General features: G+C 50.7%; 4 protein-coding genes and 2 pseudogenes (1 of these 6 running past the window's edge). 3 read left to right on the forward strand and 3 right to left on the reverse strand.

Features of this window, described 5'->3' with window-relative positions; genetic code table 11:
• The first annotated feature begins 341 nt into the window (after window positions 1–341).
• Window positions 342–3,884, forward strand: coding sequence for a PAS domain S-box protein (locus B147_RS29960; RefSeq protein ID WP_020585818.1), 3,543 nt, complete (start codon window positions 342–344; stop codon window positions 3,882–3,884).
• Window positions 3,885–3,945: 61 nt separating this feature from the next.
• On the opposite strand, the gene B147_RS0103265 is transcribed toward B147_RS29960, so the two are convergent.
• Entirely contained in the window at window positions 3,946–4,833 is an 888-nt protein-coding gene (locus B147_RS0103265; protein ID WP_020585819.1) for a LysR substrate-binding domain-containing protein, read from the reverse strand.
• A 120-nt stretch (window positions 4,834–4,953) separates the two neighbouring features.
• On the opposite strand from B147_RS0103265, the gene B147_RS27275 reads away from it, so the two are divergent.
• The gene (locus tag B147_RS27275) at window positions 4,954–5,244 is read left to right on the forward strand and encodes a DUF1127 domain-containing protein (RefSeq protein WP_020585820.1); all 291 of its coding nucleotides are present in this window, start codon (window positions 4,954–4,956) and stop codon (window positions 5,242–5,244) included.
• On the opposite strand, the pseudogene B147_RS30910 reads toward B147_RS27275, so the two are convergent.
• Both B147_RS30910 and B147_RS0103275 read right to left on the reverse strand, forming a co-directional pair.
• Window positions 5,189–5,386 (reverse strand): annotated as a pseudogene (locus tag B147_RS30910) (septal ring lytic transglycosylase RlpA family protein); the annotation flags it as partial. The gene B147_RS27275 and the pseudogene B147_RS30910 sit on opposite strands and share 56 nt — an antisense overlap.
• Before the next feature lie 13 nt (window positions 5,387–5,399).
• Window positions 5,400–6,794: an aminotransferase-like domain-containing protein gene (locus tag B147_RS0103275; RefSeq protein WP_020585821.1), complete on the reverse strand. Its 1,395-nt coding sequence runs from the start codon at window positions 6,792–6,794 to the stop codon at window positions 5,400–5,402.
• A 101-nt stretch (window positions 6,795–6,895) separates the two neighbouring features.
• On the opposite strand from B147_RS0103275, the pseudogene B147_RS27280 reads away from it, so the two are divergent.
• Window positions 6,896–7,841, forward strand: a pseudogene (locus tag B147_RS27280) (DMT family transporter); it runs 53 nt beyond the window's last position.

Below are 7,841 nucleotides of genomic sequence, written 5' to 3' on the forward strand. Positions count from 1 at the left end.
GATTATCCATGGCTGAAAGAGCGTCTGTCCGCCCCCTTTCAACTCCGATTAGTGTGAGACGGCAACCACGGACAGGTAATCGAAACAGTTTCAAGCCTGGAATGGGGGAGAACTATGCCCGGACGGAATGAAAATCTTCGGTACAGGCCATGGTTTGTGTAGGAAGAACTACCTTTCCGATGCCTTCTGAAAGAAGGAAAGGCGGAATTTTCCCAAAAAGGAGTGGGCGGAACAACTTCGGCCGACCTTTTATTATTTATGCGTCAGCACTGGTATATTGAATGCAGCGTTGAAATTGTGTTAAATTTCAATATCGCTATATCTATAAAAAGTGAGGATTAATGCTACGTGGCGTTGAGTTGTTTTTTATTCTGTTCAATAATCTGGCTATATTTATTGCCCTGGCAACAGTATACGGGTATCTGCTCCGTAATTTCAGCAAATCCGTCCGGTTCAGGCGCCAGATATCTATGGGCCTTTCCTTTGGTCTGTTTGCTGTTTGCTGCATGTTTGCCAACATCCCGGTTTTTGAAGGCGTTATCGTTGATCAGAGGAATGCAATCATCGCCCTGAGCGGGGCATTCGGAGGACCTGTTTCCGCTGTGGTCAGCGCATTTTTGGCCGGTGCCTTCCGCATTCATCTTGGCGGAGAAGGAACATTGGCCGGAGTTATCGGCGTATCTTTGGCAGCAATATCCGGAATCGTGCTGAACCGTTTTCCCGGAAGCTTTTCTTCAGGGCGGAAAGCCTTTACCAGTTCATTTTTTGCAACCCTGGTCATCCTGCCGGGGTTCCTTTTTGTCAAGGATTTCCATACGGGGTGGACTTTGATGAAAGCCGTGGCCTTACCTTACGGCATGGCCATATTTTTCGGGATTCTGGTGGTGGGCCTCCTGCTCAACCGAGAGAAAAATGAGATTGCTTTTGAGGTGGCGTTACAGGAGAACCAAGAGCGACTCCAGAAAGAGATCGTTCGGCGAAAGGAAGTGGAGGAGGAACTGCTCCGGAGCCGGGAGCGGTTAGGCATGGCCTTGTCTGGCGCTAACGAAGGCATCTGGGACTGGTATCTCCAAAAAGACACCGTGTACTTTGATGACCGCTATTACACGATGGCAGGATATGAACCCAATGAATTTCCGGCAACTTTTGGTGAATTTGAAAAGCGTATTCATGCCGAGGATATCGAGCAAAGTAAATCGGCCATTGACTCCTATCTGGCAGGGAAACTGCCTACCTTTAAGGTGGAGTTTAGGTTTCTGCGTAAGGACGGGACTTATATGTGGATACTGGGGAAGGGAAAGATTGTCTCCAGGGATGACCAGGGGAACCCCTTGCGATTTGTCGGCCTGCATGTCGATATCACCGAGTTGAAAAAGACAGAGGAGTCCCTCCATCTTTCCCGATTTATTTTTGATCACGCCAATATCGGAATTTATCGCATCGCTTCGGATGGCAGTATCCTGGAGGCCAATCAAAAAGCTGCGCAAATTCTCGGCTATACCCCAAAGGAGTTAATGGCACTGTCCATGTCCGACATTGATCCTCGGGTTGCTCACGAAAACTGGACTTCCAATTGGCGTAAATTGACTGCTCAGGGCATGCGAAACCTGGAAAGGACGCACATCAGGAAAGATGGTGCCATGATTTTAGTCGAGGTGAACAGCAATATTATAGAATACAGGGGGCGACAATATGCCGTTGCCTTTGTCCATGACATCACCGCGCGCAAGCAAATGGAAGAATCCCTGCGCCTCACACAGTTCATTTTCGACAACGCCCCCATCGGCATCTGGAGAATGGGGGCTAACGGCGAGATTCTTGATGTCAACAAAGAGGGTTGTATAAGTCTCGGCTACACGCAGGAAGAGCTGCGTCAAATGATGGTTTTCGATTTTGCTCCCGGGTTTGATCCAACGAATTGGGCCGAGGGTGTTGCCATATTGGAGGCGGTTGGCGCCAGAACGGTCGAAGCCGCGCACCAGCGCAGGAACGGTGAAATTTTTCCGATCCAGGTCGTGGAGAAGATGGTTCGATTCGAAGACCGGAAAATTCATGTTGCCTTTGTTCAGGACATCACCGAACGCAAACGGATGGCCGGAGCCCTTGAAAATCGTATCTTGGCCCTGACCCAGCCGCTTGGAGATGTCACAGATATTGCCTTTGAAGACCTGTTTAATCTGACTGATATACAACAGCTTCAGGATCTGTATGCCAAGGCTTTCGGCGTTGCCGCTCTTATTACCCATCCTGACGGCACACCGATAACCCAGCCGAGCAACTTTACGGACCTTTGTGAAAAAATTATTCGAAAAACAAAAAAAGGTTGCAAAAAATGCAATTACTCCGATTCAATAATCGGACGCCATAATCCCGACGGCCCCAATATCATGGCTTGTCTGAGTGCCGGCCTGTGGAACGCAGGCGCCAGTATTTCCGTCGGTGGGCGCCATATTGCCAACTGGCTGATCGGTCAAGTCCGTAACGAAACCCTGAATGAGAAAAAAATCATGGCCTATGCCCAGGAAATCGGTGTAGACGAAACCGATTTCCGCGCGGCTTACCTCCAGGTCCCCATAATGTCCGAGGCGCAGTTCGAGAGAGCGGCGAACGTACTCTTCGCGGTGACCCAGCAGCTCTCGCTTTCGGCATACCAAAATGTTCAACAGGCCCGATTTATTTCCCAACACAAGCAGGACGAAGAAGAACTGCGCAAATTACGGAACTACCTCTCCAATATCATTAATTCCATGCCGTCCGTGATTGTCGCGGTGGACAAAGAGGGCCGGGTAAACCAGTGGAACCGCCAGGCAGAGCAGGTAACCGGCCTGAGTTTCGGGGAAGTTCAGGCCCAACCCCTGGCCAAGGTGTTCCCCCGTCTGGCCGACGAGATGGAAAGCATTCAGACGTCTATCCGGGAGCGCCGGGTGATCAAATCTCCCAAAGTCCCACATAAGGTGGGGCAAGACGTTTGCTACGAAGATATCACCATTTTCCCCCTGGTGGCCAACGGAGTGGAAGGCGCTGTAATCAGGGTGGATAATGTGACAGAGCTGGTGCGAATGGAAGAAATGATGATCCAGAGCGAGAAAATGCTCTCCGTTGGGGGGCTTGCCGCAGGCATGGCCCACGAAATCAACAATCCCCTTGCCGGCATGATGCAGACCGCCCAGGTCATGGCAGAGCGGCTTAAGGTCGATGCCAACATCCCTGCCAACGAGAAAGCCGCGAAAACCGCCGGCATTACCATGGCGTCAATTGAACAATTCATGACAGACAGGGGAATCCCGAGGATGGTTGAAGCCATCACCTCTTCCGGACAGCGGGTGTCTCAGATTGTGAACAATATGCTCAGTTTTGCCCGGAAAGAAGATGCGTCCGTATCTGCCCATTATCTTGACAAAATCCTGGATAAAACCATTGAACTGGCGGCTACCGATTACGACTTGAAAAAAGAGTATGACTTTAAACGAATTGAAATAATCCGGGAATATGATGACGATCTGCCTGCCGTTCCCTGTCAGGTCAGCAAAATCCAGCAGGTGGTCTTGAATATCCTGACCAACGGGGCCCAGGCCATGCAGGATGCAGGGACCCCGGAACCCAAATTCATTGTCCGGACCTATGTGGATAAGGTTCGGGATATGGCCTGCATTGAGATAGAGGACAACGGACCTGGAATGGATGAAGAAATCCGTAAGCATATTTTTGATCCCTTTTTCACCACCAAACCCACAGGGGTGGGAACCGGGCTGGGACTCAGTGTCTCCTATTTCATTATCACCGAAAATCATAACGGGGAAATGACAATCGAATCCAGTCCGGGAGCAGGAGCTAAATTTATTATACGTCTGCCTCTGTATATGCAGGCTTTCCCGCCGCATTGAACGGATTGTTTGCAGCCAAAGAGGTATTCGCACAGCGGGAGAACGATGGGAGCGCGGAAAATCAAAGGGAATGATTTAACCCGAATTCGGAACAGGTGCTGAACGCTTTGCAGATATGGTCGGCCAATGAATCCACAATACAGTTATTGGATTCCGGATTGCGGCGGAGCAGGAGAGATGCATTGGGCAGAGAGGGGAATCCCTGTTCGGGGCTTAGCTGGCGTATCCCAGGCCAAACGATACTCTGACTGATGGCGGTGACGGCAAGTCCTGCGGTAACAGCTGCCTGCAGGCCCATGATGCTCGGACTGGTATAGGCGATCCTGTGCTCAACCCCAGCCCTTTCCAAGGCGTAGATAGCCCACTTTCTGCAGTAACAGTCACCAGAGAAAAGCGCCAGGGGCAGCGGTGTGATTTCATGCTGGCAATGCCGTTCCGAGGTCACCCAGACTAATGGATCCTGCCTGAGCAGGATGCCGTTCTCGACTTCGGGTGTGGGGGCGGTGACAATGGCCAGATCCAGATTTTTTCTTTGTATCCTTTCCAGAAGTATGTTGCTGGGATCGCAGGTGACTTTTACCTGAACCCTGGGGTGGGTTCGGGAGAAATTAGCCAGGATTTCAGGCAAAAACCGGGCCGCATAATCGTCCGGCAGTCCAATACTGACCCACCCCTTTAGCTCAGGCCTCTTCAACAATGACAAGGCCTCTTCGTTCAGTTTCAAAATTCGCCGCGCAAAGTGAAGAAGAGTGACTCCGTCACCGGTCAATTTAAGATTTCGGCTGTCCCTGTGAATCAAAGATTTTTCAAGCAGTTCTTCGAGCCGTTTGATTTGCATGCTCACGGCCGATTGGGTTCTGGAAATCTGATCGGCTGCCAGGCTGAAACTTCCTGTGTCGGCAATAGCGATAAATGTTCTCAGCAGTTCTATGGGAATTGAATCCGGCATGTGACCTCTCCTTATATAAAGATTTTTGATGTTAGATATTAAAAGAATTCATTTGATTGATCAATGATTATTTCTTATACAAAACAACACATGTATCAAAACAATTCAACGGAGGAGATTATGAGTGTCGGCCAAACAGGGCATGAGGTGTCGTTCTGCTCAAAGGAGAGTTTCTATTACCGGATCCGAAAATTTATCAGGCAGGTATGGCAGGGGTACAGGCGTTGGGAAATGTTGAAAAAACATAGCTGTCTGCTCCTTGAAATGGATGATTATTTACTGAAAGATATCGGGATAAGCCGGGCAGACGCGGTCAGGTTTTCACGGCAAAGGGACAGCCTCTGGAAATGTATTTTTAAAAATGCGGCGGCCGATCAAAATCATTCAGACCAAGATCGTTTTGATCAATAATTTGAATTTCCACATCAATGATCCCGTCCCTTGTATTGCCGATACGGCTGAAGGCAGACTTGCTCAGATCAATGATACGTCCCTTTACAAATGAGCCTGTGTCATTGATGGTTACGATCACGCTTTTGGGGTTTTGTTTATTGGTGACCTTTACCTTAGATCACCCACCCGTCTTGCGGACTTTGCAACTGCAAAAGTGCCGCCAGGGTCTTAACCCCCTGCCGGACCCGTTCACGGTCAGGTTCATGGCTTAGGCTGATGCGCACGGCACCCGGATCATTCCGGCCGTCTGTGGCAAACAAAGAACCAGGGGCAAGTTTTATCCCTTGATCAGCAGCCGCCCGGCAGAAATCATGGGTTTCCCATGGAGACGGCAGGGGCAGCCATACGTGGAATCCGCAAGGATCGGCCCTAAAGGCCTGTCCCGAAAAAATTTCACCGGCCATTGATTGGCGATGGGCCGCCTCCTGGTATTGAAGTGTTTTAAGCTTTTCTGCGGTTCCGTCCGCCAACCATTGACTTACAATCTCCACCATCAGGGGCGGTGGCATCCAGCAGCTTAACTGTATCGCCCTGGAAAGTTGCGGAACAAGCTTCTCGGGCGCGTACAGAAACGCTACCCTCAACCCGGGGGCCAGGCACTTAGACGTACTTGAGATATAAACGGTATGTTCCGGCGAAAAAGCTGCAATGGGCGTCTTTACATCAGGCCGCAAGGGACCGTAGACATCATCTTCAATCAGGATAAAATCATAGGTTTTTGCCATTCCGGCCACTGCCTTGCGACGTTCAGAGTCCAACGTTGCTGTGGTTGGGGTTTGAATGGTGGGCGTTAAATAAACGGCTTTGACCGGATGACTGCGGCAGACAGAGGCCAGGGCATCCGGGAGAATACCATTTTCATCCATGGCAATGGGACGAATTTTCAGGTCCATACGGGATGCCATGGCCATGACCGGGGCATAAGTCAGGGCTTCGGTGAGCAGCAGATCTCCAGGACGGGTGGCCGCCATCAATGCAGCCATAATGCCGTGCTGGGCACCGCAGGTAACGATGGTCCGGCCGGCAGTGGCAGGAACACCCATACCGGCCAGCCAGTCCGTTCCTGCGGCCAAATGGTGGGCAAGGCCGGGCTTTTTCTGATAATCCATAAAGGCCTGCAAATCACGGGAACGACTAAGTTCCCCAAGGGTGTGGGCCAGGTAACGTCCCGAAGACCCGGGAAAAGGCAGGTTACTGGAAAAATCTATGGGACCGGCAACCGGCCTGTATAAATCTGCAGGCGTGCCTTGAGCCTGTCCCCGGGGATTAATCCGGACAAATGTGCCCCGTCCGGTCTCTGCGCAAAGCAGCCCTGTTTTCACACACTCGGCATAGGCCCGGCTGGTGGTATTGGCTGACATGCTGATCTCATAGGCCAGGATGCGATGGGGCGGCAAACAGGTCCCCGGGCGAAGCTCTCCTTTGGCCACGGCATCGGCAATGGCATCGGCAAGCTTACGGTACTTGGGCCCTGTTCTGCCTGTCAGATCTGGTGTCCAAATTGCCATCAGTGCAATATCCTTCTTGATTTAGATGCAATATCATAGCAATTAATATTATTAAACTGATGCAATAATATCAATTGATTTTATAGAAAGGTGTTTAGATCATGTCTCACAATACCCGTCCCCGGTTTCATCTTCCTTTTATCTGTCTTTTGATCCTTGGCGCCATGCCTGTACTTTCCAACAGCCGGCCCCAGGATTCAGATGCACTCGGATTTTCGTTTTTTCTGTCAGTATGGCAGACGATATTTGCTCTGCCATTGTTTTATGTACAGCTCAGGCAGGGGGAAAAGGGGATATTGGACCCCAGCCTGCCGGCAGCCGTGAAAAAGAGGGCCTGGTACATTTCGGTGATCACCGGAATCATGTTCGGACTTGCCACCTGGTGTTATGTGCTCTCCTTGAATCAGGCCGGCACTGCCAACGCCGCCATTGCCATCCAGTCCTATCCGCTTTTTGCCATTCTCACGGAGATGGTGATATTGAAACAAAAAAAATCCGTTAAAGAAATCCTGGCCACATCAGGCCTGGTTGCGGCACTGTATTATCTTGGCACCGGGGGTACCTGGCGGCTTTACGGTCTGTCCGGCTGGATTCTGGTGGCCCTGTGCGTGCCTGTATTGTGGAGCATAGCCCATGTACTCATCAGAGAAGAACTTAAAACCTGCCCCATTACCCCGGCTCAGGTCACATTTTTCAGGGTAATCTTATCCACACTGTTTCTGGGAGGACTGCTTCTTGTCGTGGCACCAGGCCGCATGGCAGATCTTTTCGCTCCTTCGCTCGTTCCCTATGCCATGGGCATGGGATTGTTTTATTATCTGGAGCTTGTAATCTGGTTTTATGCCATCAGGCAAATCAGCGTGTCTGTGGCCAGTGCCATTACCACTCCCTGGCCCGGCGTCACCATGATTCTGTCATGGTTCGTGCTCAAGGAGACCATTCACAGTTATCAAATCCAGGCCTTTGCCGCTGTTATTTTTTTTATTTACCTGCTGCTGGCCATGGAATCCAGNANNTNNCNNNNAANGNGNNNNCNNNANNNNTTNG

The sequence above is a fragment of the Desulfobacter curvatus DSM 3379 genome, from assembly GCF_000373985.1.
Lineage (GTDB): Bacteria > Desulfobacterota > Desulfobacteria > Desulfobacterales > Desulfobacteraceae > Desulfobacter > Desulfobacter curvatus.

Excerpts from the sequence above, each read along its gene's own strand:
- B147_RS29960 (WP_020585818.1), top strand. The coding sequence starts at position 342 with ATGCTACGTGGCGTTGAGTTGTTTTTTATTCTGTTCAATAATCTGGCT.
- B147_RS0103265 (WP_020585819.1), bottom strand. The coding sequence starts at position 4,833 with ATGCCGGATTCAATTCCCATAGAACTGCTGAGAACATTTATCGCTATT.
- B147_RS27275 (WP_020585820.1), top strand. The coding sequence starts at position 4,954 with ATGAGTGTCGGCCAAACAGGGCATGAGGTGTCGTTCTGCTCAAAGGAG.
- B147_RS0103275 (WP_020585821.1), bottom strand. The coding sequence starts at position 6,794 with ATGGCAATTTGGACACCAGATCTGACAGGCAGAACAGGGCCCAAGTAC.